This window comes from Streptomyces finlayi (assembly GCF_014216315.1).
GTDB classification, from domain to species: Bacteria; Actinomycetota; Actinomycetes; order Streptomycetales; family Streptomycetaceae; genus Streptomyces; species Streptomyces finlayi_A.
On the sequence record NZ_CP045702.1, the window covers coordinates 82,435 to 105,399 of the forward strand.

A 22,965-nucleotide genomic window follows, 5' to 3' on the forward strand; every position below is an offset into this window, starting at 1 on the left:
GGTTCGGCCCCTTCCCTCCTCGACAGCGCCCCCTCCTTGACGAGTGTACGACGTACACCTATGCTCGCGGCCAGGTGTACGGCGTACACCACCATCGAGCGAGGGGCACCGAGAATGAGTCCGGACCGGAGAACCGCGGTGGCCACCGGGTCGCTGTTCCTGCTGACCGAGGCCGCCGCGATAGCAGGGGCGGCCCTGTACCGCCCCATGCTGGGCGCGGCGGACGGCCGGCTTGCGCAGGGCGCCGACACGCTGGCGCTTCTTGGAGTGCTCTGCGAGGTAGTGCTGGTGGTGGCGGTGGCCGGGACCGGGGCGGCGCTGTTCCCTGTCCTGCGGCGCCACGGCGAAGGGCTCGCGCTCGGGTACGCCTTCGGGCGGCTGCTCGAGGCGGCCGTCATCGCCTTCGGGATCGTCGCCGTCCTGGCGCTCGTCACCCTGCGGCGGGACGCGGGGGCGGTGGACGGCGCCGACGCCGCGCTGGCGGCCGTCCACGACTGGACGTTCCTGCTCGGGCCCAACATCGCCCTCGGCATGAACACCGTCCTGCTTGCGTACCTGGCGTACCGCGCACGCCTCGTGCCGCGCTTCATCGCCGTGCTCGGGCTGGTGGGCGGGCCGCTGATCTGCGCCTCGGCCGTCGCCGTGATGTTCGGGGCCTACGCGCAGCTCTCCGTGGCGGGGGCGGCCGCCGCGCTCCCGGTGTTCGCCTGGGAGTTGGCGCTGGCCGGGTGGTTGATCATCAGGGAGTTCGGGCCCGGCGCAGGCGCCGCGGCGCGGGCAGACGAAGAAGTCGCTGATCCGGCAGGTGTCGGTCGCTGAGGCCGACCCCAGCCTGACGGCGGAGCCGTCAGGAGCGACGCACCAGCGCTGCCGAGCCACGGGTTATGTGGGTCGGGTGTCGCGGCGACGGCGTTGCGGAGCTGCACGCGAGGACGCGTCCCTTCCGAAGACGACCAGGACGTGACTGCGGAGCCGCCTCAGGAGAGCCGTGAGCGGCGAGTCGATCCCTCGCGGTCCGTTGGCACGTCGCGTCCTCTCATCACCGATCGTTCGCGTCGGATCCGCCGGGACCGGAAGCGCCGCCACGGGAGATCGAGGCCACTCCGGTCCTGGGCCGCCCCTTCCGGTCCCCGCACGGACCGCGTCCGCAACCGGCTGGGGCGCGCGGCTCGCATCATCAACTCCCCGCCCCGACGGGAGTTTCGAACCGCTCCGAGCGCGGCCCACTGCGTAGACGCGAACCTTTCGCTCGCGAACTTGGCCAACAGCCCCGGTTGCGCCATCCGTTCTCTCTTCAGGGTGTGGTCCGGTCCGCTGCCTCTCGGGTGAGGTCGGCGTAGAAGCGGAAGAGGGCCGGGCGGGCTTCGCCGTGGTCGCTTCCGCGCAGGGCCGCCCAGCATCGGGCGATGAGCTCGCGGGCATGGGTGCCGGGCCAGGGCTGGGGCAGGAGCTGAGGTGGCAGCAGCGGGTCCGGCTCCATGGCGCGGGTGAGTTCGGCGGCCAACTCAACTGCGATGGTGAGGAGTTCGGACGAGGAGAGTCCGGCAGAGCCGTTGAGCCGGTCGAGGCGGGGCTGGGCGATGCGAGAGAGACGGTGGTAGCGGTCGGCGACCTCCTGCAGGGGCCACAGGCGGCGGGCAAGTTCGCCAGGCTCTCGCACGTCGCCCTTGCGTAGATCCGTCGTGGTGAGGAGGGAGAGTTCGCCATGGGCGCCCAGGCGGTGGGCAGCCTCTTCGACATACGGTTCCCAGGCGTTGGCGCAGACGTACAGTCCGCCCTGGAGCGGGGCGCCGCCGAGGTGGAGGAGCGTCTCGCGCAAGGCGTCCCGGGCCGCGCGCGCCGATTCGGGCACGGCGAAGGCGGCCAGGTGCCAGACGCCGTCCCAGGGGGCGAGTCCGGCGTCCTGGCGGAATGCGTGCCGCAGAAAGTCGGCGTTGGGAGCCAGAGCGCGTGTGGTGTCTTCGGTGGCGCGCAGCAGTGCTTTGCGGCCTCGCCCTTCACTGGTGAACCGGTTTTCGGTCACGAGGCGTTTGATGCACAGCCGTACCTGCTGGTCACTCATGCCGAGCGTCGCGGCGACCGTGTACAGCTCGTCCGCGCCGACCGTGCCGTCCTCACGGATCAGCGCGTGGACGAGCATGCGGGTGGGGATCTCGATGCTGTCGGTCATGGCGTGTGCAGTCCCTTCGGCCCATGGGCCTCCACCGGGCGGTGCATGGTGGTCACCGCACCGAATCCCAGCAGCCCGCGCAGACAGGGCGTGTACTCGGTCCGTCCGGCCGTGAAGCCGCGTCGCTCGTAGAGGGCTCTGGCGCGTGGGTTGGTGTCGATCACGTCCAGTCTGATGTCCCGGCAGCGCTGCTCCGCCGCGATGACGGCCACTTCCTCGATGAGCAGGCTGCCGACGCCGCGGCCGCGCACGTCCGGGTCCACGGCGATGCCGTCCATGACGAGCTGCCGGGGGGCCGGGTGGCGTTCGAACAGGGCGAGGAGCAGGAGTCGGTGCAGTCCCCGTAGGTGTCCGTACGCGCGCAGCACCGCGGAGGCCGATCCTCCCGTGAGGGCCCGCCCGCCGAGCTGATAGCCGGCGAGGCCGACGAGGCACCCGTCGCGGAGCGCGCATACAGCACGGTCGGCGTTCAGGTGGGCGGCGATGAAGGGAACCGCCTTGCCCGGCGGGTTCAGCGCGGGGCCGAGTTTGCGACCGAAGGCGTCCCAGTACAGCTCGGCTGCTCGTCGCTCAGCTCCGACCGGAACGCCTCGCTGGATCATCACCGCTCCTGTGCCCGTCTCGTCCAGCCCCATGCCGTGCCCCTCTCCTCGCCGCGAACATCGAATTTCGAACCTCGAACCTCGAACTAAAACTATCACTCCACTCACGATCGTTTTCATAGTGATAGTTTCCGTGCTGTCCACACCCGAAAACGAGGGCGGTCAGATTCCATGTGTCCCAAGATCGAACGCCGACGGCGGGGACTCCGCATTGCCGTGTGGTCACTGGTCACGACCCTGATCGTGGCCGCCGGTCCCGTCGGTGTGGTGCTGTGGCAGAACTCCTACGACATGGACGAGCAGCGGGTCTCGATCCGCCACGGCGGTCACACCCTCAACGGCGTCCTGGCCACCCCCAAGGACGGCCGCAAGCGCCACGGCCTGGTCGTGTACCTCCACGGCGACGGCCCCGTCGACGCCACCCATGAGGACGGTTACAAACCCATGTGGGAAGCGAACGCCAGGGCCGGGTACGCATCCCTGTCCTGGGACAAGCCCGGCGTCGCCGGCGCACCTGGCAACTGGCTCGACCAGTCCATGGACGACCGGGCCGACGAGGCGGCCGTCGCCATCGCCTGGGCCAGGGCCCGCCCGGACATCGACCGCGACCGGATAGGGCTCTGGGGCGCCAGCCAGGCGGGCTGGGTCCTGCCGAAGGTCGCCGCCAGGACACCCGTGAGCTTCGTCATCGCCCTCTCGCCCGCCATCAACTGGCTCCGGCAGGGCCGCTACAACCTCCTCGCCGAACTGCGTGCCGACGGGGCGTCAAAGGCCCGCACCGAGGCGGAGGTCGCGAAGAGCGACGCCACCCGCCGGCTGCTGGAACGCCACGCGACCTTCAAGGAGTACGTCAAGGCCACGCGCGGCGACGCGGACACCATGAACGCCGACCGCTGGGGATTCGTCTCCAGGAACCACACCGCGGACGCCAGGCAAGACCTCCGCGCCCTGCGCGGCGTACCGGTGCTGCTGACCCTCGCAGGCCACGACATCCACGTGGACACCGCCGATACGGAGCGCCACTACCGCGAGGTGCTGGACGCCGACGGCACGCTGACGGTCAAGCACTACCCGGACGCCACCCATTCACTGCTCAAACAGTCCATTGAACAATCCGACTTCAAGACGACGCTCACCGCGCTCTTCTCCCCCCGCTCACTCTTCGCGGATGGGTTCCTGGGCGACCAGCAACAGTTCCTGAAGGATCTCGGCCGAGGAAGCAACACGACTCCATGACAGCCCTGTGCGAGAGGTCTTCCTGGGAGAGCGGAGGCAACCGGCCGGTCGCCTGGTAGCGGCCGCCGTGGCCGCAGTCCAGGTGCTGTCGCCGACCGCTGCTCGTTCACGCAACTTCGCACGATGGGGGATGGGTCATGCCGGATTCTCGACTTCGTACCGCGTCAGCGGTCTTCGTGGTGCTCGCGGCGACTGCGGTCGCCGTTCCGCTCGCGTTCTCCGGGACGGCTGCCGCCGCCGGGCCCGCGACGGTGTCGGGACAGAACGTCGACTTCAACGGGGACGGGGGGCGCACCTGGCGGAACAGAGCGCCCGCGAACTCGGGCCCGCTCGGACCGTCACGTACAAGGGACTGGCACACGGCGGCCTGGCTGCGCTGACGTCGGTCGCCTGGCGGGGAGACCGGAAGCTGTAGCCTCGCCTTGTTGCAGCGAAAACGGCGTAGGTGCACGGGTGCCGGGTGCCGGGTGCCGGGTGCCGGGTGCCGGGTGCCGGGTGCCGGGTGCCGGGTGCCGGGTGCCGGGTGCCGGGTGCCGGGTGCCGGGTGCCGCAAGGACATGGTGCGCCAGGTGCCCTACCGGCCGGGGGTGCGGTTGAGGATCAGGTTGCCTGCTCTGGCCAGAACCTCAGCTCGGGTTCGGCCCTCATGATGGGCCGCGAGAAAGTGGTGCCCGATTGCCACACAGAAGGCCATCAGGCTGCGGGCCTCGACCTCGTCAGGATCGGAGCAGAAGGTCCCGATCGCCTTCCGCAGCAGGTCCATACGCTGGTTGTCCACTCGCCGCAGGCGCTCGGCGACCGTCTCGTCGCGCCGCGCCCAGTTGCGGACCGCCAGGTCGATGGGGAGCAGCCGGTCGCCGGAGAAGGTGAGCATGCCCGCACGCTGGACCCTGGCCCTCGGGTCACCGCCCTCGCGCTCGACCTGAGCGAGCACCTCGTCGGTGCTCTCCCGCTCCCAAGCATCGATCCTCCCGTCCACGCCCTGGCCCCTCATTCTCCTCACGGCCCGAACCGATGGAGGACGCGCAGATCGGGCAGCCCCTGGGCAGGGCGTCGGGTCCTGGCGTACTGGGTACGGGGCCGTACACCCTTCTCCTCCGGCTACCGGCGTGGAGCCTTCGCTTTCAGGCAGGCCGAGCCCACCCCCTGTCAGCCGTGCAGGCCTTCCCGCCGCAGGCCGATAGCCGCCAGGTCGGCGATGACCTGTTCGTCACCTCGACGCCAAGCCGCTGCGAGGCCGCCGGGCGGTGTGGGCAGTGCCGCGAGCTCATTCGGCGGGCCGGTGAGGACGCGCAGCGCGAGGAGATCCGCGCCGCCCGGTCCGGCGGCGAGTTGCCTGGTGACCGTGCTGCGGCGGATCCATCGCAGGCGCGGTGGCAGCCACAGCAGCAGCACGAACACCGTCGGAATGACGATCAGGGCGACCGCGGTCAGTGTCGCCACGTGGCCCACCGTGTCCTGGAGCGAGCGACCTGCGTCGGCCAGCCCGGCACCGGCATCGGCGGCTGACCTCAGCGGCTTCTTCAACTGATCGCCGACGAAGGGCACCTCCGACGCGGCGTCGCCCGCGTCGGAGAGTCCGTCGGAGAGGCTGGTGCCGGCGCTTTCCGCCTTGCGGCCCGGCTCGGCCAGTTGCCTGATCGCGTCGCGCACGGCCATGGCCAGCTTCACCGCGCCGTAGATCAGGGCTACCGCGACCAGGTCCGCGAGAACCTGTCGGGTCCGACGCGCCGAGGTCTGGGCGTAGAGGTGCATGAGCGTGCTCCTTCTCCGGTACGGCATCGAGGGTTGGCGGCTGACCGTACAACTATCCCGATCGGGAGGCGGCAGCGGGAGGGCGGGCCGCCGTGTGCACCATCGGCCCTGGGCCTCACGCAGTCGTCTCATTCGGCTCGTCGGCCTGCCTGTCGTGGCGAGAGTTCGCCGACGCAGGGTCCACTCTCGCCTCCTGACGCTTTGTCCCCTCACTAGAGAAAGTTGTGATCCTTTACGTCGAAAGACTTCCTGGCCGACGAAAAAGCCATTACCTTCCTGACCTGTACCGGACAACAAAGCCCGGGTACCCGGATCCTCCCCCGCCGGGCAGCCCGTGCTCCCGGCGCGACGGCGCGCGCCTGTGCTTGACCCCCCACCCCGTTGCCACACGGAGGATGCGCGTGCACAGGAGACTCTCCCGGCCCCTCGCGGCGTTCGTCTGCACCTTGCTCGCCGCCGCGGGCGCCCTCACCACCGAGCGGAGACAGGCCGAAGCGGCGCCCGCGGCGGCCGACCAGTTCCAGCAGGTCACCCTCGCGAAAGGGGTGGCCGAGACCGGTGAGCCCATGACGCTCGCGGTCCTGCCCAACAGATCCGTCCTCCATACGTCGCGGGACGGCACCCTGCGCATCACCGACGCCGCGGGCACCACCAAGGCCGCCGGGAAACTGGACGTCTACTCGCACGACGAGGAAGGCCTCCAGGGCGTCGGCGTGGACCCCGCCTTCACCGCCAACCGCTTCATCTACCTGTACTACGCGCCGAAGTTGACGACCCCGCCGGGAGACGCCCCCGCGAACGGCTCGGCAGCGGACTTCGCACCGTTCGACGGCGTCAACCGGCTCTCGCGGTTCGTCCTCAGAACCGACGGCACGCTGGACACCGCCACCGAGAAGAAGATCCTCGACGTGCCCGCCAGCCGCGGCCTGTGCTGCCACGTCGGCGGAGACATCGACTTCGACGCCCAGGGCAATCTTTACCTGTCCACCGGTGACGACACCAACCCGTTCGCGTCCGACGGCTACACCCCGGTCGACGAGCGGTCGAACCGCAACCCCGCCTACGATGCCCAGCGCTCCGCCGGCAACACCAATGACCTGCGTGGCAAGGTGCTGCGCATCAAGGTCGATTCCGACGGCGGCTACTCCATCCCCTCGGGCAACCTCTTCGCACCCGGCACCGCGAAGACCAGGCCCGAGATCTACGCCATGGGCTTCCGCAACCCCTTCCGGATGAGCGTGGACAAGCCCACCGGAACGGTCTACCTCGGTGACTACGGCCCCGACGCGGGCACCGCGAACGCGGGCCGGGGGCCCGCCGGACAGGTCGAGTTCAACCGGATCACCAAGGCCGGCAACTACGGCTGGCCCTACTGCACGGGCAAGAACGCCGCGTACGTGGACTACGACTTCGCCACCTCGACGTCCGGCTCCGCCTATTCCTGCGCGGCCCCGCGGAACACCTCGCCGAACAACACCGGTCTGACCGACCTGCCCCCGGCTCAGTCCGCCTGGATCCCGTACGACGGCGGTTCGGTCCCCGAGTTCGGCTCCGGTTCGGAGTCGCCCATGGGCGGACCCGTCTACCGCTACGACGCGTCGTCCGCCTCCACGGTCAAGTTCCCCGAGAGCTTCGACGGCGACTTCTTCGCCGGTGAGTTCGGCCGCAGGTGGATCAAGCGCGTCGAGCAGGGAACCGACGGGACGGTGCAGTCGATCAACGCCTTCCCCTGGGAGGGCACCCAGGTCATGGACATGGCCTTCGGGCCGGACGGCGCGCTGTACGTCCTCGACTACGGCACCGGCTACTTCAACGGTGACGCCAACAGCGCGGTCTACCGCATCGAGAGCGTGTCCGGCGGGCGCTCCCCCGTCGCCAAGGCGGCGGCCGACCGCACGTCGGGCAAGTCTCCGCTCGCCGTGCAGTTCTCCTCCGCGGGCAGCTCCGACCCCGACGGCGACCCGCTGAACCACTCCTGGAGGTTCGGTGACGGTGCCACCTCCACGGCGGCGAACCCCTCCCACACCTACAGCGCCAACGGCCGCTACACGGCGGAGCTGACGGTCTCCGACGGAACCGGGAACACCGCCACCGCCTCCGTGATCGTCACCGTCGGCAACACGGCGCCCAGCGTCGAACTCGAACTGCCCACCGATGGCTCCGTCATCGACCCGGGCGCTGCCGTCCCCTTCGAGGTCACCGTCACCGATGCCGAGGACGGCACGGTCGACTGCTCCAAGGTCAAGGTCACCTTCATCGTCGGCCACGACAGCCACGGCCACCCGCAGACCTCCGCCACCGGCTGCTCCGGCACCGTACAGACCATCGCCGACGGCGAGCACGACCCCAACGCGAACATCTTCGGTGTCTGGGACGCCGAGTACACCGACAAGGGTGCCAACGGACAGCCCGCCCTGACCACTCACGACCAGAACCTCAGCCAGGGCAGCAAGCGCCAGGCCGAGCACTTCGGCGGCTCCGCCGGGGTGCAGATCGTCGACAAGGCGACGGCGAACGGCGGCAAGACGGTCGGCCACATAGACAACGGCGACTGGATCTCGTTCAAACCCTACGTCCTGGCGAACGTCACCAAGCTGACTGCCCGCGTCTCCTCCGGCAGCACGGGAGGCACCCTGGAGGTACGGGCCGGCACACCCACCGGCACCCTGCTCGGAGCGACCGCCGTCCCCGCCACCGGAGGCTGGGACACGTTCCAGAACGTGACAGCGAACCTCACCGACCGCCCTGCCGGTACCACCACCCTGCACCTCGTATTCAAGGGCGGCAGCGGCTCCCTCTTCGACGTGGACGACTTCACCCTCACCACCGCCGCCGCTCCCCCTCAGAGCGGGGAGATCAAGGGTGTCGGCGGCAAGTGCGTCGATGTCGCCGACGGGGAGAGTGCGGACGGCACGCAGATCCAGTTGTGGACGTGCAACCAGTCGGCCGCACAGAAATGGACCGTGGGCGCGGACAACACCCTGCGCGCGCTCGGCAAGTGCATGGACATCAGTGGTGGCGGCACAGCCGACGGTACGAAGATCCAGCTCTACGGCTGCAACGGCACCGGCGCCCAGAAGTGGTTGCCCCAGGCCGACAGCACACTGAAGAACCCGCAGTCGGGCAAGTGCCTGGACGCCGCCGGCGTCTCCTCCGCAGACGGAACCAAGCTCCACCTGTGGACCTGCCACACCGGCGCCAACCAGAAATGGACTCTGCCCAACTGAACGGGTCGACCCGACTCCGTCGTCGCCGTGGAGGACGGTGACGACGGACCGGCCGCACCACCGGGCCGGTGACGGCGGCGGAACGCGACGCCGAAGCGCTCCGCCGCCGTTCCTCGATCTGGGACCCGTCGATGTCGCCGCCTTTCCCATGGCACAGGAGTGGCTGAGACCGCCGGATCTGCGGTTACCGCGCGGTGCCGTTCAGGCTCCGAGGTGGGGAAAGCGCAGTTCGGTGCGGCTGCGCGCGGTGTCGCCGGGGCGCAGCACGGTGCCGGGGAAGTCGGGCCGGTTGGGCGAGTCGGGCAGGTGCTGGGTCTCCAGACAGACCGATCCGTGCCGCTCGTGGCGGCGGCCGGTGGCGTGGGTGAAGGAGCCGTCGAGCTGGTTGGCGGTGTACACCTGGATGCCGGGCTCCGACGTCCACACCTCCAGGACGCGGGCCGCGCGGGGGCCGTGAGCCGTGCGGCGCGACGCAGGCCGCCGGTTCCGCGCAGCACCCAGTTGTGGTCGAACCCCCCTGATGTACTCAGTTGTTCGTCGTCCTGACCGAGCCGTTCCCCGAGCTGGCGCGGGCAGGTGAGGTCGAAGGGCGTGCCCCGGACCTCGGCCAGGGGTCCCAGGGGGATGCCGTCGCCGTCCACCGGAACATGGGTGTCGGCATCGACTTCCAGTCGGTGGCCGAGGACGTCGCCCTCACCGGCGAGGTCGAAGTAGGCGTGGTGGGTGAGGTTGACGGCCGTGGGCCGGTGGCTGACCGACGCGTACGCGATGGCCAGGGTCCCGGAGGCGTCGAGGGTGTACGGGACCGTGCAGTCCAGCGCCCCGGGAACCCCATCTCGCCGTCGGGGCTGTGCAGGCCCAGCCGTACCGGTGGTGTCCGCGCTCGCTTCCCACACCTTGGTGTGGAGACCCTCGGGGCCACCGTGCAGGGCATGGCCGCGGTCGTTGGCGGGGACGTGGTGCGTGGTCCCGTCCAGGGTGAACCGGCCGTGCGCGATGCGGTTGGCGCAGCGGCCCACGACGGCGCCGAAGTACGGGTGCTCGGACGTGTAGTCGTCGACGGTCGTCAGCGAGCGGACGACCGAGGCGGTGGCACCCGTGGTGTCGGGGACGGTGAGCGTGTGCAGCGAGGCGCCGTGCGCACGGCTTGCGCGGCTCCGGTGTCGAGGCACACTGGCACGCCCCCGGCCGGAACCCTCGCAAGGCTCCTGCGGCAGCATTCGCGGACACCGGCCGCAATCGCGTTGAAGCGCTTCGACGCGCCCACCCGGGCGGAAGCCGTCCCCCCTTCGACTGCCCTCTTCGGCTGTACTGCCATCCTCCACCCGTACGAACCACCTATGAGGTGAGTCGAGCCTGGAGGCAAGGTGGTCATTGACAGCCCGGCAGCCGGATGCGATCTTCGAAGCGCTTCAACGATCTGTTCATTGAGGCCCGTACGCCTGACGGCCCGTCCTTCGCCGACTCCCGTCCGACTGCGTGACCACGACTCACCCGAGGACGGACATGGCGCTCTTCGACAATCCCGTGATACCGGGCTTCAGCCCCGACCCCAGCATCTGTCGTGTGGGCGACGACTACTACGTGGCGACGTCCAGCTTCGAGTACGTACCCGGGGTGCCGCTGTGGCACAGTCGCGACCTCGTGCACTGGCGGCTGATCGGACACGCCCTGGGCCGGCCCTCGCAGCTGACGCTGGGCGACGAGACCCCGTCCTCGTGCGGTGTGTACGCGCCCACACTGCGGTACCACGACGGCCGCTTCTGGATGATCACGACCGTGGTTGCCGGCGCGGGCAACGTCGTGGTGACCGCGAAGGACCCCGCCGGTCCCTGGTCGGAACCGGTACCGGTCGGCATCCCCGGGATCGACCCCGACCTGGCCTGGGACGACGAGGGGCACTGCTGGTGCGTGTTCTCGCACGACGGGATGATCCGCGGGGTTCGCATCGAACCGGAGACGGGCGAACTCCTGGGCGAACCGGTGGCCATGTGGTCGGGGAGCGGGCTGCAGTATCCGGAGGGCCCGCACCTGTACCGGATCGGCGACTGGTGGTACCTGCTGCTGTCGGAGGGGGGTACGGAACGGGGTCACGCGATGTCGGTGGGGCGGGCCCACAGCCTGCCGGGGCCGTTCGAGTCGCACCCGGACAACCCCGTGCTGACCCACCGTAGTACGAGCCATCCCGTACAGAACACCGGCCACGGTGATCTCGTGCAGGCGCATGACGGCACATGGTGGATGGTTCTGCTCGGCACCCGACCTCGCGGTGACACCCCGCAGTTCCACGGCATGGGCCGGGAGACCTTCCTGGCGCCCGTCCGGTGGGAGGACGAGTGGCCGCTGCCGGGGCCGTTGGAACTCCGCTCCCAGGCGCCGGCGTTGTCCCCGCACCCCTGGCCGCCCGAGCCGGATCGCGACGACTTCGACTCTCCCGCACTCGCACCCTGCTGGATGTCGCTGAGACGCCACGACCCGAGCGCCGTACGCCTCGATGCGCGACCGGGCCACGTGGTGCTGCACGCCCGTGCGGACAGCCTGGACAAGCCCGGCGCGCTGTTCGTTGGCCGGCGCCAGCGCGATCCCGATTGCAGCGCGCGGGCCCGTATCGACGTGGGTGAGGGTGACCGGGGCGGGATCGCCGTGCGCCTCGACGAGGCGCACCACTACCAGGTGGAATCGGGCGAAGGCACAGTGAGGGCGGTCGCCCGGATCGGCCCCTTGCGTCAGACCGTCGCCGAACGGCGCCTACCTCCGGGCCCGTTGACGCTCCGGATCGACATCACCACCACTGAGATCCTGCCACCCACCGTCACGGCACGCCCCACGGAATCCGCAGCCGCACTCCCGACCGGCCTCCGAGTCGGCGGCCCCGACACCCTCCGGCTCGGGTACGAAACCGAAGGCGGGAGGTTCGAGATCCTCGCCGAACTCGACGGCCGCTACCTCACCACCGAAGTCGCCGGCGGCTTCACCGGCAGGGTCCTCGGGATGTACGCGACCCAGGGCGCCCCTGCCTTCGACTGGTTCGAACTGCGGCCGGGCTCCGGTGAACCCTGAGTTGAGACATGGGGCACCGCTGCGGGGACACCCGAAGCTTCCGGCAGCTCACGCCGGTAGATCCCGGTCCGCACCCGTGCGAGGCCCACGGACTGTGGAGCATGGACCACTGCCCACCGCTCACCCCCAGGAGCGGCCGCAGCCGCTCCCACTCCGCATCTTCAGCTCACCCCGCGCCGTAGACCGTCGGCGCTGGGCGAGTGGAACGGAAGGGCCCGGACGTGGACGGGTGAGAGGTGGAGCTCATAGGGCAGGCAGCAATCGGAGCAGAGGGTCGCCACCAGTGTTCCGCAGACGCAGACCTGGTTCAGTCCCCCCTCTGGAGTAGCCCCGCAGCATGCGGCGGAGGCGTGCCGCGTCGTCAGCCCACGGGAATCATCCGGGTTCACCACGATATTACCTGACGGCCCCTGGGAGACCAGCGACTGCTTGTCAACGTTGTGGAGCGTCCCACGGCGAGGCATCACAGGACCGGGCGCGTCGGCAGCGACGAGGGGCGGGCCGTACGGTTCCGTCTCGATCGCGTAGCAGCCTGACGGAACAGTGGCCGGCGGCGGCCCCATTTCCTCCGCTTCCCACCACGCGTAGAAGGGAGCCTCGGGCACCGCCGACAAGCGATTCAGCGGACCCGTCAGCGCAGCGCCGCAGGCGGCGCACGCAAACACAGTCATCTCCGGCGCGGCCCTGTCGACCTTGACGGAGTCAGGGACGGCGGCCTGCCCGCCGCCCGGTCGGGCACTGACCCCGTCCTGATGACGCTGCTCCTCCATGACGGAACCGTACCGAAGCGCCCTGATCGCCCAGCAGCCGCCTCCGCAGAACCCAGACGGACGATCTACCGCAGTGGGCAGGTACGACAGTGACGCTCATCGTGGCCACCAGGACACGTTCCGGCCTCTGGGTCGCCATGGACCGTTGTCTGCGCAGTGTTTGCGCCTGGCTTCCGTCCCCTCCATTCCGGTGGCGCCTGTTCGAGGTCGAATACCTCGCCGTCGAACACGCGAAAATCTATGGCGGCTGGAGTAGACATTGGGTTGTGGCCTGGCTATGGTTTCTCTCGTAACACAGGAAGACAGCAGAGCCCGACAGAGACGAACTGGCGGGCAGCGGTACGAGCAGTTGCAGTTGGCAGGACGGTGCGGTGACGGAGTTTCGAAGCCAGGGTTGTTGCAGGGCGGCGACGGGACTGGTGACCGGACCGGGTGGCCCGCGGTAGTCAGGGGCCGCCTTGAGCAGTACGGCAGTTGACGCAGTATCCGTAAGCGCAGGACGCGGTACCCAGCAGTGAGGTCAGTGAGCAGCACCTCGGTGAAGGCGTCGGCTGCGGACGCGCGCACCGGGAGGTTCGGCAGTGGGGTTCCAAGCCAGAGCAGACGCAGGACGGGCGACGGGGCTGGCTGCCGAAAGGTGGCGTTTTCACGGCCATCCAGCAATCGGCAGTACCGAATGAGCAGTTGATCACCGAGGGAAGAACGGAGGAGCCAGGCGTCATCAGGATCGCCCGGGCCGACATCTTGAGCCCGGGTACCGCAGGACATCGATAGTGAGGTGGTCTCCGGTCAAGCAACCGCGATCCCCGCACCCCCGACAGCCTTCCCGTCGGGTCAGCGGAATCAGAACGCCGGCGCAGTACCAGGGCCGGCAGATGGCGTAGCAGTTCCTCCGGGGCCCTGGTGTCATAGGACACCAGGGCCCTCCAGCGTGTTCCACAGAGAGGTGCAATGACAGCAGACGACACCTTCGGCCGTCTCGACGACGACGACTACCCCGCCTACACCATGGGCCGGGCCGCCGAGATTCTCGGCACCACCCAGGGCTTCCTCCGGGCCATCGGCGAAGCCCGCCTCATCACACCGCTCCGCAGTCCCGGCGGCCACCGGCGCTACTCCCGCTACCAGCTGCGCATCGCAGCCCGCGCTCGGGAACTGGTCGACCAAGGCACCCCCATCGAGGCCGCCTGCCGCATCGTCATCCTCGAGGACCAGCTCGAAGAAGCCCAGCGCATCAACACCGAATACCGCCACGTCGCCGAGGCAGCCAACTCGACGGCCGCGGGCTGACGTGACGAGTGCTCGCCGCACCGCAACCTGTCGGAAGCCCGGCGTCCCTGCGTCTACGTCAGAGCCTCGACCAGGAAATCCCCTTCGCCCGCATCTTCGTCATGGGCGTCGCACTGACGCTCGACACCCAGGGCGACACCGGCCCCGCAGTGCTGCGCAACAGCAGCGGTGCGGGGCGGCTCTGATCCGCGTCGGGTGCGGCGGTGCGGGTTGATGACGGTGTGCGGTGACCTCGCAGGTGGTGCCACCCCCGCCATACGTTGCGCGCCTCTCAAGCAGCGCGCTCTTCCTGGCATGCCGCATTCCAGGTGGAGCCATATCTACGACCGCGAGAAGAGAGTTTGACGCGCCGTGGTGGCAGCGTCTTTTCCACATCGAACAGAGCGCATTTATCAACCGTACACGCTGCTACCGCATGCTACTGTCGATCACAGTTGCAGTCGCGATTCCCAAAAACTCCCACGCATCTCGGATCTGCTTTCGCCGTTCCGTCCGGACCCATCACCTGAGTTCTCTGCACTCATCTTCCGCTGCGAGAAGTCCGACATGCCGAGCAATTAGCACGTGCGCACTCGCAAGCGGCTAAGCCCCCTCCGAAACCGGACTGCCGACAGAATCCCGGCAATCGAGTACGCAGGCCGCCCTACCGAGCTGTCGCGGTGTGGACGGCGCCACAACCGTGCACGTCACGTTCATCGACGAGATCTTCAAGTGTTCCACCACTGCGCTGAATACCTTGGTAGCGATGAACAGCGACGCCCGGCGCGCAGCGCCGCTGCACCACGGATCGCGGCTGCTCCCGCCTCGTTCACGGCTCCCGCAGCCTGAGCACGACTGAATCACCCGGATCCACCGACACGGCGCGGTCGTGCAGCCGGACCCCGATCGGGGGCATGTCCGAGGGCGGCACGATGATCTCCAACGCGAGTGGCCTGACACGGATTTGAACGCCCCAGTGGCCTTGGTAGCGAATCGAGAACCCATACTCGGCCAAGCTCGGGGTGGGGACCGGATCCAGCCACAGCGCTCCGTCCCGGGCCTCCAGGCCCGTGAGCCCTCGCTGGACGAGGTCGATGGTGCCGGCCATCGCGCCCAGGTGGATTCCCTCCCCGGTGGTCCCGCCCTGCAGGTCGGCGACATCGCCCTCGATCGCCTCCTGGACGTACGCCCATGCCTGCTCCCAGCGCACGCGCGCCAGCACCCAGCCGTGGACCAGCCCGCTGAGCGTCGATCCGTGGCTGGTGCGGTGCAGGTAGTACTCGACGGTGCGGTGCCAGGTCTCGTCGTCCAGCTCGTAGCCCAGCCGGTGGAAGACGCCGGCGAGCTCGGGAGGTGAGAAGAGATAGCCGAGCATGAGGACGTCGGCCTGCTTCGACGCCTGGTAGCGGCTGACCGTGTCTCCCTCGGCCTCCAGGATGCGGTCGAGGCGACGGATGTTGCCGTACCGGGCGCGATAGGCGTCCCAGTCGAGTTCCGCCAGCTCACCGTAGCCCTCGAACTGGCTGATGACGCCGTCGTGGAAGGGCACGCGCAGCTTGCGGGACACATCGCTCCACAGGGCCACTTCCGTAGCGTCGAGGCCGGTCCGTTCGCAGAGCTCCGCACGACGCGGCGGCGGCAGTTCCGCCAGCACGCGCACAGCCCGGTCGAGCACCCAGGCGGCGCAGACGTTGGTGTAGGCGTTGTCGTCCAGCCCCGGTTCCGGCGATCCGGGGTAGGAGTCGTGGTACTCGTCCGGGCCCAGTACGCCGAGGATCCGGTAGCGCCCGGTGTCCTCGTCGTACGTGGCGGAGTCCGCCCAGAACCGGGCGATCTGCGTCAGCATCTCCGCACCTTTGGTGTGCAGGAACTCGATGTCCCCGCTTGCCTCGCAGTACTTCCACACGTTGTAGGCGATGGCCAGGCCCACGTGGTGCTGAAGATGCGAATGATCCGCAAGCCAGTGCCCGGACCGGGGATTGAGGTGCAGTTGCTGGGACTCCTCGCGGCCGTCGCTGCCGCTCTGCCAGGGATACATGGCGCCCCTCCTGCCGGCGTCGTGCGCCGCGGCGAGGGCGCGTGGCAGTCTCCGGTGGCGGTAGAGCAGCAGCGCACGGGACACCTCGGGCAGGTGCAGGTTCAGATAGGGCAGGACGAACAGCTCGTCCCAGAAGACGTGCCCGCGGTAGGCCTCGCCGTGCAGCCCCCTGGCCGGCACACCGACGTCCAGCTCGGCGGTATGCGGCGACAGGGTCTGCAGGACGTGGAAGAGGTGCAGCCGGAGGATTCCACCTGCTGCGCCCGGTACGTCGAGTTCCGCCTTCTGCCACAACTGGTTCCAGGCCGCTGTGTGCGACTCCAGCAGATCCACGAACGCGGGCGCCCGCCCGACTGCGTCGATCGCCGCGTGGAGGGGGTCGCTGATGGCGGGGTCGTGGGAGGTGTAGAGGGCGACAACTTTGTCGACCGCGCCGGGAGAGCCCGGGGAGAGGCGGAGGCGCATGAGCTGGACGGCTCTCAGGGGTTCGTGGGCGGTGGCGGTGTGGACGGTTCCGGTGCCGGCCGTCGTACGGGCGGCCAGGCCGATCCGGATGTCGGACGTACTGGTCCGGCAGCGCAGCCACATGGTGTCGGGCGCGTCCGTCCCGGAGTTCACGTGGATCAGGTGCCGGCCGTTGAGCTGCTTGTAGCGGGCGACGCCGGAGTTGGTCACGGAGCCGTCGAGGGCCGCTTCCACCTCGATGTCTCCGGACCAGCCGCCTTGTGCGGTGAACTCCGTGCGCAGGGCCGCGAGATGGGGCTCCCCCATGTGTACGAGGCGGAGTTGCCGTACGGCGAGGACGCGGCCGTCCATCTCGTAGGTGAGGTTTCGCTCCAGGACACCGGTTCGCAGGTCGAGGCGTTGCCGGTGCTCGCGCAGAGCCTCGCTGTCGGGTGTGAACCAGGGAGTGTCGCCCTGCGGGCTGTACATCCGGAAGCGCAGCGGCAGCCAGTTGGGGAGGTTGACCATGTCCTCGTTCTCGACCCGCCGCCCGGCGACGGTCGAGGTGAGCCGGTTGTAGCAGCCGGCGGCGTACGTACCCGGGTAGTGCACCGTGTCGGCCACGCACTCGGGTGCTGCCCCCCTGGTCGCCATGTAGCCGTTTCCCAGCGTGCACAGTGCCTCGCGCAGCCGCTCCCGGTCGGGCTCGTACCCCACGTATTCCCAGGAGTGGTCCGCTTCCGGCAGGTGCTCAGGCATCGTCAGTCCTCCGTGGGGTCGGTGAGCAGTTCGGAGAGGTCGTCGACGACGACGTCCGCGCCCCGGTCGAGCAGCGCGGCGCGCGTGTCCGGGGCCGCGCTGCGGTCCACGCCGACCACGAGGTGAAATCGACCGCGCCGGCCGGCTTCCACCCCGGCCAGCGCGTCCTCGATCACCGCCGTACGCGCGGCCGCCAGGCCCAGCCGTCCCGCTGCCGCGAGAAAGAGATCGGGGGCGGGTTTGCCCGGTAGCCCGAGGCGGGTCGCTTCACCGCCGTCGATGACGGCGGTGAAGTACGACAGGACGCCGGATCGGTCCAGCAACTCCCGGGCATGCCGGGACGCGGACACTGCGGCCATGCCGATCCCCTGGTCGCGCAGGTGCCGGAGCAACAGGAGTGTCCCGGGGTACGCCTCGACGTCCCGCGCCCTGATCCGCTCGGTGAAGAGCTGCTCCTTGCGGGCCGCCACCGCGCCTACGGTGTCCGTTCCTGGCGGGTCCGCGAGGGTGCCGGGAGGCAGGGTGAGCCCTCGGGAGGCGAGGAAGGAAGCGGCGCCGTCCATGCGCGCTCTGCCGTCGACGTATCGCAGGTAGTCGTCCGTGCTGAACGGTCTCCGCGCGGACGGATCACCGGGCGGGTTGGCCTCCAGACATGTGTCGAAGGCGGTCTTCCACGCGGCGGCATGGAGGCGCACCGAGTCGATGATCACCCCATCGGTGTCGAAGACCACACCCGCCACCTGACGCAAGCGGTCCGGGTACGTCTCCGCCCCCGCGCGAGCCCCGGCGCTCACCGGTGACCGTGCCGGTGTCGGGACTCCGCACTTCGGCCTGCGCTCATGTCCAGCCTCCAGGCATTAGCTGCCGACAAGTCGCGTACTGCTGGGCGCCTGGCTTCCCATAGTGCCAACACTTCGCGCCCGACGCGGGGACGCGGCGCTCGGCGGGGCGCCATCCCCGTGACACGCCCTCGGCCTGGCTCGGGCCCCGGCGCCAGGGCCAGGCCGCATCGACGCCGACGCCACCCTCTCCTTCTATGTGCGCGCGCCTATCACCCGCTTACAATAGCCCGCGTACACAACTATTGTTGACGCTCGTAAAGAGCTTCCGCGCCTCAAAGGATCGACGTCATGCCCCTAGCACTTCTGGCCCTCGCCATCGGGGCCTTCGGGATCGGAACCACCGAGTTCGTGATCATGGGACTGCTGCCCGAGGTCGGCGGCGATTTCGGGGTCTCCGTCCCCACCGCCGGGTACCTCGTCACGGGCTACGCCCTCGGCGTCGTGTTCGGCGCTCCCCTCATGACCGTCCTCGGCACGAGAATCACCCGTAAGCGGATGCTGATGCTGCTGATGGGACTGTTCGTCGTCGGGAACCTGCTGTCCGCCGCGGCTCCGACGTTCGGAGTCATGCTGGCCGGCCGCGTGGTCGCGTCACTGGCCCACGGAGCGTTCTTCGGCATCGGCTCCGTCGTCGCGGCGGAACTGGTGGCTCCGGAGAAGAAGGCCGGCGCCATCGCGACGATGTTCACCGGCCTGACGGTGGCCAACGTCGTCGGAGTCCCTCTGGGCACCTTTGTGGGACAGACCGCCGGCTGGCGGATCACCTTCCTCTTCGTGGCGGCGCTGGGACTCGTCGGTCTGGCCGGGATCGCCAAGCTGGTGCCCGACCTGCCCGAGCCGGAGGGCGTACGGCTGCGCGACGAGCTGAGCGCGTTCAAGGACGTGCAGGTCCTGCTCGCCATGGCGATGACGGTCCTCGGCTTCGGCGGTGTGTTCGCCGCCATCACCTACATCGCCCCGATGATGACGCACGTCACCGGATACGCCGACTCCTCTGTGACCTGGCTGCTGGTGCTGTTCGGTCTGGGCATGGTTGCCGGAAACCTGATCGGCGGGAAGTTCGCCGACCGCGCGCTGATGCCCATGCTCTGCACGGCGCTTGGTGGCCTGGCCCTCGTGCTGGCCCTGTTCACCGTCGGCGCTCATGACAAGGCCACCGCAGCGGTTGCGCTGTTCCTGATCGGGGCGCTGGGCTTCGCCACCGTACCGCCGCTGCAGAAGCGGGTCCTGGACCACGCCCATGGCGCCCCCACCCTGGCGTCGGCCGTCAACATCGGCGCCTTCAACGCCGGCAACGCCCTGGCCGCCTGGCTCGGTGGCATCGTCATCGGCGGCGGGTTCGGCTACACCTCCCCCAACTGGGTCGGCGCACTCCTGGCCGCCTCCGCCCTGGCGCTCGCCGTCCTGTCCAGCTCCCTGGACAAGCGGTCGGCGCGGCGCTCGCCGTCGAGCGGTGAGAGCGCTGCGGGCAAGCAGCCTGTCTCGGTCCGCTGAACATCATGTCTGGCGGTTGAAAGACTTGAGGGAAACGGGGATGTCGTCGTGATGCCAGGAAAGCGGTCCGCCGCCGGCGCACTGCCCCTCGCCTCACTCCTGTCGGGAGCAACCGCGTGTGGCCGGGTGACCGGTGACAGCGCAGCTGCCGGCAGTCCCCGCGACGCGGAGACGAAGGAGGCGGTGCCCGGCGGGGAGGGGCGGCTGACGTCGGGCACTCCGTCGCGGCCGGCCCTGAGAATGCACCGGCTGAGTGTTCCGGCGGGGGCTCGGCGCGTGTCGTCACTCATCAGTGACGGGTGGTCTTCAGACGGTCCCGCCGGGTCTGCCGGCCGGGACCGCGCACCGGGACCGCGCGTCATCAAGACTCGAACACATGGCGACGTGCGGTAATCAGCAACTGCCCCTGCTGTGCGTTCTATTGACACCACGTTTCAGGAGTTTTACGTTCCTTGACATCTGAGAGCGCTCTCAAAGGCGCCTCCGTCCTCCTCCCACGACTTCGAGGTGCTGCTCATGCAAGCCTCCTTCTCCAGACCTGCCGCGGCGACGGTGCTGGCCATCGCTCTGGCCGCTGTCGGCCTGGGTCCTGCCGCAAGCCCGGCGGCAGCCGCCACCGTCCCGGCCGGGGCCGGCAGTTACTCGGACTCCCGTCCCGCCGGCACCTCCGGCCCCACCACGAATACCGGCGCCCCGGTCACGCCCAAGCTCACGGCGGCGGCACGGGACAAGCCGGTCCCCACCAACGACTGGTGGACCTCGCTCGCCTACCAGCGCTACGGCGACAACCCGTACTCCACCCCGATGTACGGCCATCCGCTCACCTACCAGGCCACGTCCGGCGGACTGGAGGTCGGCTACCCGACGAACCCCGCGGTCGTCGGGGGCGGCCGCCAGTACGAGTACCCCCACAAGGCCGATCTCACGGTGGGCCTCAGCGGCCTCAACTCCCCTGACACCAAGGCCGACGACTGGTCCGACTGGACGGTCACCCCGTACTGGTCGGACGGCACCCGTACGCTCCGCACGACCATCGGGCACGGGATGCCCTTCGTGTACGCCAAGGGCTCCGGCGGTGACGCGCGGATCACCACCGCCGGCACACCGACGGTCTTCGCCGACAACGGCAACGTCCTCGGCATCACGGTCGCCGGTCACCACTACGCCCTGTTCGCACCGACAGGCAGCGACTGGACCGTCTCCGGTTCGGCCATCACCGCCGGACTCGGCGGCAAGGACTACTTCTCGCTCGCCGTGCTGCCGTCCACCGACGCGCTCGCGACCTACCGCAAGTACGCCTTCAGCTTCGTCACCGGCTCACGGGTGAGCTGGGAGTCCACCGGCGGCACCGTCAAGGCGACCTACGGTCTGACCACCGAGGCCAAGGAGGGCACCGAGCGCGGCACACTCCAGGCGCTCTACCGGCATCAGTGGCTGCACACGGCCGACGCACTCACGCCGTACACGTACGTATCCCCGCGCGGTGTCATGAAGGTGCGGGAGTCCGCCTCCTTCACCACCAGTCAGAAGAACTCCGGCGTGCTGCCCGCGCTCCCCGCGTCGAGCGGCGTGGACAAGGCCCGGCTGACGGGTTACCTCAACGAGGTGGCGAACGCCTCCGATCCGTTCTCCGGCGCCAGTGACACCTACTGGACCGGCAAGGCGCTGGGCCGCCTCGCCCAACTCGTCCCCGTAGCGGACCAGATCGGCCAGCCGGGCATCCGGGACAAGCTCCTCGGCCTGATGAAGGGCCGGCTCCAGGAGTGGTTCACGGCGGGCGGGGCCAGCGAGTTCAGTTACGACAGGGACTGGAAGACGCTGACCGGGTACCCGGCCTCGTACGGCAGCGACACCGAGCTCAACGACCACCACTTCCACTACAGTTACTACGTGTACGCGGCGGCGATCGTCGCCCAGTACGACCAGGCGTGGGCCGCCGACTCCGCCTGGGGGACCATGGTCAAGACCCTCGTGCGCGACGCGGCCAACCCCAGCCGTACGGATGCCGCGTTCCCGTTCCTGCGTGGCTTCGACGTCTACGCGGGCCACAGCTGGGCCTCCGGCCACCAGGGATTCGCCGCGGGCAACAACCAGGAGTCCTCGTCGGAATCCATCAACCTCAGCGCGGGACTCGTCCTGTGGGGCGCGGCGACGGGTGACACGGCTCTGCGCGACCTCGGCAGCTACCTGCTGACCACGGAGTCGGAAGCGATCACGCAGTACTGGTTCGATGCCGACCAGCAGGTCTTCCCGGGCTCCTTCGGTCACGACACGGTCGGGATGGTCTGGGGCAGTGGCGGCGCGTACTCCACCTGGTGGACCGCGAACCCGGAGGAGATCCACGGCATCAACGTCCTTCCCGTGACGGGTGGTTCGCTGCACCTGGCCCGGGAGAAGACCGCGATCAAGCGCAACATCGCCGAGATGGAGCGTGAGAACGGCGGACCCGCCGTCGAGTGGCGGGATCTGCTGTGGGAGTTCGAGTCGCTTGCCGATCCGGCTGCCGCGAAGGCCAAGTGGGACGCGGGCAACGCGGGTTACTCACCGGAGCAGGGTGAGTCCAAGGCGCACACGTACCACTGGATCGTGACGCTCGACAGTCTGGGCGCTCCCGACCTGACCGTCAGCGGCAATATTCCGACCTCCGCCGTTCTCGTGAAGAACGGCGTCCGCACCTACACCGCCCACAACCACGGCTCCACCGCACGCACCGTCACCTTCTCCGACGGCGCGACCCTCTCCGTCCCGGCCAGGTCCACGGCCACCGGCACGGGCACGGGCGGCGGAGACCCGGACCCGTCCACCGGCAACACCTTCCGGCTGAAGTCGGGTGGCGTCCTCACCACCGCCACGGACGGCGCCGCCGGGGCGGACACGCTGGCCTCGGCCGACGGAGTCAACCGCGACGGTACGCCGTACAAGCCGTTGGTCTACGAGATCAGGAACGTCGACGGGGCGCTCGCGGCCGGCACGTCCACCTCGTTCCGCCTTCGGGTCGACGCGGGCACGACGGTCGGGCTCGCCCCACAGGTCAGGGTCAGTTACGACCTGACCGGAGACGGCACCTTCGACCGTGCCGAGACGTTCCGCTACTTCGCGACCGACCCGGTCACGGGGTGGGAGGAATACACCCAGGCAGTGGGCACGAAGTCGGTGACCGGGAGTCTGGGCGCCCTCCGGGGCGGCACCGTCCGCCTGGAGATCTGGAACGCGCTGAGCAGTGGCACGTCCAGGGTGCAGACCGGAACGGACGGAGCGGTCCTGAAGATCCCGTACGTCTGATCGGAGACACACCTCGA

The 22,965-nt window shown here is 69.3% G+C and carries 14 protein-coding genes and 2 pseudogenes; 9 read left to right on the forward strand and 7 right to left on the reverse strand.

Annotated elements, in window-relative coordinates; all coding sequences use genetic code 11:
• Window positions 1-114 precede the first annotated feature (114 nt).
• A complete protein-coding gene (locus F0344_RS00460; RefSeq protein ID WP_185296870.1) occupies window positions 115-819 on the forward strand; it encodes a DUF4386 domain-containing protein in 705 nt (234 codons plus the stop codon).
• 475 nt (window positions 820-1,294) lie between these two features.
• Here the strand turns inward: F0344_RS00460 and F0344_RS00465 are convergent, their stop codons facing one another.
• Window positions 1,295-2,170, reverse strand: coding sequence for a PaaX family transcriptional regulator C-terminal domain-containing protein (locus tag F0344_RS00465; RefSeq protein ID WP_185296871.1), 876 nt, complete (start codon window positions 2,168-2,170; stop codon window positions 1,295-1,297).
• A complete protein-coding gene (locus F0344_RS00470) occupies window positions 2,167-2,805 on the reverse strand; it encodes a GNAT family N-acetyltransferase (RefSeq protein WP_185296872.1) in 639 nt (212 codons plus the stop codon). The genes F0344_RS00465 and F0344_RS00470 overlap by 4 nt, the downstream gene beginning before the upstream one ends.
• 183 nt (window positions 2,806-2,988) lie before the next feature.
• Here F0344_RS00470 and F0344_RS00475 point away from each other — a divergent pair, with 183 nt between their 5' ends.
• Complete coding sequence (locus F0344_RS00475; RefSeq protein ID WP_258049547.1) at window positions 2,989-4,008, forward strand: alpha/beta hydrolase family protein; 1,020 nt, start codon at window positions 2,989-2,991, stop codon at window positions 4,006-4,008.
• Window positions 4,009-4,145: 137 nt separating this feature from the next.
• On the forward strand, window positions 4,146-4,388 hold the full coding sequence (locus F0344_RS00480; protein ID WP_185296874.1) for a hypothetical protein: 243 nt from the start codon (window positions 4,146-4,148) through the stop codon (window positions 4,386-4,388).
• 194 nt (window positions 4,389-4,582) lie between these two features.
• Here the strand turns inward: F0344_RS00480 and F0344_RS00485 are convergent.
• Together F0344_RS00485 and F0344_RS00490 are read right to left on the reverse strand one after the other, a co-directional pair.
• Window positions 4,583-4,972: pseudogene (locus F0344_RS00485) on the reverse strand (TetR/AcrR family transcriptional regulator); the annotation flags it as partial.
• 185 nt (window positions 4,973-5,157) lie between these two features.
• Window positions 5,158-5,763 carry a hypothetical protein gene (locus tag F0344_RS00490; RefSeq protein WP_185296875.1) on the reverse strand — a complete coding sequence of 202 codons (606 nt, stop codon included), beginning with the start codon at window positions 5,761-5,763 and terminating at the stop codon, window positions 5,158-5,160.
• 401 nt (window positions 5,764-6,164) lie between these two features.
• Between F0344_RS00490 and F0344_RS00495 the strand changes: the two genes are divergently transcribed.
• Window positions 6,165-8,990 carry a PQQ-dependent sugar dehydrogenase gene (locus F0344_RS00495; RefSeq protein WP_258049548.1) on the forward strand — a complete coding sequence of 942 codons (2,826 nt, stop codon included), beginning with the start codon at window positions 6,165-6,167 and terminating at the stop codon, window positions 8,988-8,990.
• 201 nt (window positions 8,991-9,191) lie between these two features.
• Here the strand turns inward: F0344_RS00495 and F0344_RS00500 are convergent.
• Window positions 9,192-10,210, reverse strand: a pseudogene (locus F0344_RS00500) (aldose epimerase family protein).
• Between the two features lie 286 nt (window positions 10,211-10,496).
• On the opposite strand from F0344_RS00500, the gene F0344_RS00505 reads away from it, so the two are divergent.
• The 3 genes from F0344_RS00505 (at window position 10,497) to F0344_RS00515 (ending at window position 14,295) form a co-directional block, all read left to right on the forward strand.
• Window positions 10,497-12,050 (forward strand): glycoside hydrolase family 43 protein, encoded by a 1,554-nt coding sequence (locus F0344_RS00505; protein WP_185302440.1) that lies wholly within the window; start codon window positions 10,497-10,499, stop codon window positions 12,048-12,050.
• Window positions 12,051-13,771: 1,721 nt separating this feature from the next.
• A complete protein-coding gene (locus F0344_RS00510) occupies window positions 13,772-14,110 on the forward strand; it encodes a MerR family transcriptional regulator (RefSeq protein WP_185296877.1) in 339 nt (112 codons plus the stop codon).
• Between the two features lie 8 nt (window positions 14,111-14,118).
• Window positions 14,119-14,295: a hypothetical protein gene (locus tag F0344_RS00515; protein ID WP_185296878.1), complete on the forward strand. Its 177-nt coding sequence runs from the start codon at window positions 14,119-14,121 to the stop codon at window positions 14,293-14,295.
• A 623-nt stretch (window positions 14,296-14,918) separates the two neighbouring features.
• On the opposite strand, the gene F0344_RS00520 is transcribed toward F0344_RS00515, so the two are convergent.
• On the reverse strand, window positions 14,919-17,330 hold the full coding sequence (locus tag F0344_RS00520; protein ID WP_185296879.1) for a glycoside hydrolase family 65 protein: 2,412 nt from the start codon (window positions 17,328-17,330) through the stop codon (window positions 14,919-14,921).
• A 2-nt stretch (window positions 17,331-17,332) separates the two neighbouring features.
• The gene (locus F0344_RS00525; protein WP_185296880.1) at window positions 17,333-18,124 is read right to left on the reverse strand and encodes an HAD family hydrolase; all 792 of its coding nucleotides are present in this window, start codon (window positions 18,122-18,124) and stop codon (window positions 17,333-17,335) included.
• A gap of 336 nt (window positions 18,125-18,460) precedes the next feature.
• Here F0344_RS00525 and F0344_RS00530 point away from each other — a divergent pair, with 336 nt between their 5' ends.
• On the forward strand, window positions 18,461-19,666 hold the full coding sequence (locus F0344_RS00530; RefSeq protein WP_185296881.1) for an MFS transporter: 1,206 nt from the start codon (window positions 18,461-18,463) through the stop codon (window positions 19,664-19,666).
• Window positions 19,667-20,182: 516 nt separating this feature from the next.
• Complete coding sequence (locus F0344_RS00535; protein ID WP_185296882.1) at window positions 20,183-22,948, forward strand: glycosyl hydrolase; 2,766 nt, start codon at window positions 20,183-20,185, stop codon at window positions 22,946-22,948.
• Window positions 22,949-22,965: the final 17 nt, after the last annotated feature.

Coding starts and splice junctions, on each gene's coding strand:
- F0344_RS00460 (WP_185296870.1), top strand. CDS start 115: ATGAGTCCGGACCGGAGAACCGCGGTGGCCACCGGGTCGCTGTTCCTG.
- F0344_RS00465 (WP_185296871.1), bottom strand. CDS start 2,170: ATGACCGACAGCATCGAGATCCCCACCCGCATGCTCGTCCACGCGCTG.
- F0344_RS00470 (WP_185296872.1), bottom strand. CDS start 2,805: ATGGGGCTGGACGAGACGGGCACAGGAGCGGTGATGATCCAGCGAGGC.
- F0344_RS00480 (WP_185296874.1), top strand. CDS start 4,146: ATGCCGGATTCTCGACTTCGTACCGCGTCAGCGGTCTTCGTGGTGCTC.
- F0344_RS00490 (WP_185296875.1), bottom strand. CDS start 5,763: ATGCACCTCTACGCCCAGACCTCGGCGCGTCGGACCCGACAGGTTCTC.
- F0344_RS00505 (WP_185302440.1), top strand. CDS start 10,497: ATGGCGCTCTTCGACAATCCCGTGATACCGGGCTTCAGCCCCGACCCC.
- F0344_RS00510 (WP_185296877.1), top strand. CDS start 13,772: ATGACAGCAGACGACACCTTCGGCCGTCTCGACGACGACGACTACCCC.
- F0344_RS00520 (WP_185296879.1), bottom strand. CDS start 17,330: ATGCCTGAGCACCTGCCGGAAGCGGACCACTCCTGGGAATACGTGGGG.
- F0344_RS00530 (WP_185296881.1), top strand. CDS start 18,461: ATGCCCCTAGCACTTCTGGCCCTCGCCATCGGGGCCTTCGGGATCGGA.
- F0344_RS00535 (WP_185296882.1), top strand. CDS start 20,183: ATGCAAGCCTCCTTCTCCAGACCTGCCGCGGCGACGGTGCTGGCCATC.